Genomic DNA, 1,588 nt, shown 5'->3' with positions numbered 1-1,588 from the left:
CCCGATGGGGCCAACAGTAACCCGATGCTGTCCACCACCAGCTTCGATCTGGCCGCGGTGGCCTCGGGCATGCCCGTCCAACCGGGAGCGGAGATGGAAATCACACTGACGATGACCGCGCCGGAGGCGTTCGGCCGCGTCTACCGCAGCCGCTGGCAGTTGCGCGACCCGGCGGCTGTCGCTTTCGGTCATCTGTACGCCGAGATCACCGTCGTGCAGGCGCAAGCGGGGAGCGCGGCGCGCCCGGCGGCCATGGCCTACGTGCGCGACCAGACCGTGCCCGACAGCACGCGCTTTACCGCCTCGACCGATTTCGACAAGCAGTGGGCCGTGCGCAACACGGGCGAGCGCCATTGGGGCAGCGGTTTCCGGCTGGTGTTCGTCCAGGGGGACATTCAGATGGCGCGCGGCGTGGCCGCCCACATCACGCCGCCGGCCAAGCCGGGCGAAGAGGTGATCCTCTCCGTGCCCATGACCGCGCCGCCGGCCCTCAACGGCCAGCCGACGGCGTACAGCAGCACGTGGCGCATGCAGGATGATCGCGGCGGGTTCTTCGGCGACCCGCTCTGGGCCAAGATCGTCGCCACGCCCGGCGCGGTCGTCATGGACGGCCAGCCCGTATCGGGCACAGGGGCGCTTGGTAGCCTGCTCAATGATCCCTCATCCTGGTATTCGCAGCTCGACCCGCGCTGGGCCGCCGTGCCAGTAGGGCATGGCAGCCAGCGTCTCGAAGCGTGGGGTTGCCTGTTGACCTGCATGGCGATGGCGCTGGCGGGCCACAACCTGCGGCTCAACCCGGCCGAGCTCAACGAGCGGCTCAAGGGTCAGGGGGACACGGGATTCATTGGCTCGAACGTTCAGTTTGGCGCGCCGACCGTCGTGCTGTCAGGCCTGAAGCAGGGGCGGCACAACCGCTCCTACGAAGAGTCGGGCATCCCCTTCACCCAGTTCATCGCCGAGGAGCACCCCCTGGCGCGTATCGACCGGCTGCTGGGGCTGGGCTACATCGTCCTGGCCCAGGTGGACACCAAGCCCAACGACGGGCTGTACAACTCCAACATCGAGCAGCACTGGGTGATCCTGGTCAAGCGCACGCCGGCGGGGGACGACTATCTCATCCTCGACCCGGTTGTGCCGCCCGACCAGGTCACCAACCAACCGCGGTCGCTGATGATGAAGTACGGCAATCGCATCGCCGGCCGGCCCGATGAGCTCAATTTGCGGGACGCGATCAAGTCGACGCTGCCTTACTACATGTAGGGGTTAGGGCTAGGGGCTAGGGAAGAGCGCTCTTCCCTAGCCCCTAGCCCCTAGCCCCTAGCGTCAGCGGGTCAGGGGTAGATAGAGTCTGTATTGCGGCGGCGGGGGCGTGTCTAGCGACGCGACGGCCGCCACGGCGTCGATGCGGCCCCAGCCGTAGGTGTGGTTGAATGTGTCCTTCGGGCCGTCGCCGCCGCAGCCCTGGGTGGTTGTCCGTCGCACCGCGGTCGTAGTGATGATCCGCTCCAGTTCGTCGACCTGGCCGGCCAGCGCCGGCTCGGCCGAGATGAGCAGCGCCGCCAGTCCGGCCACGTGGGGCGCGGCCATG

2 protein-coding genes are annotated in these 1,588 nt (G+C 68.0%); one reads left to right on the top strand and one right to left on the bottom strand.

Translation table 11 applies throughout. The annotated features are described in order from the left end of the window. A partial coding sequence (locus ACE3UY_RS15260; protein ID WP_374688358.1) for an NBR1-Ig-like domain-containing protein occupies positions 1-1,260 on the top strand: 1,260 nt, incomplete at its 5' end. A 63-nt stretch (positions 1,261-1,323) separates the two neighbouring features. On the opposite strand, the gene ACE3UY_RS15255 is transcribed toward ACE3UY_RS15260, so the two are convergent. Further along, positions 1,324-1,588 (bottom strand): S8 family serine peptidase (locus ACE3UY_RS15255; RefSeq protein WP_374688357.1); only part of this gene is annotated, 265 nt, incomplete at its 5' end.

Origin of the sequence: Promineifilum sp. (SeqCode), from assembly GCF_041918635.1 — a bacterium.
Taxonomy (GTDB): Bacteria; Chloroflexota; Anaerolineae; order Promineifilales; family Promineifilaceae; genus Promineifilum.
Note: the sequence above shows the minus strand (reverse complement) of the source record. Positions and strands in the feature narration are given on the sequence as shown.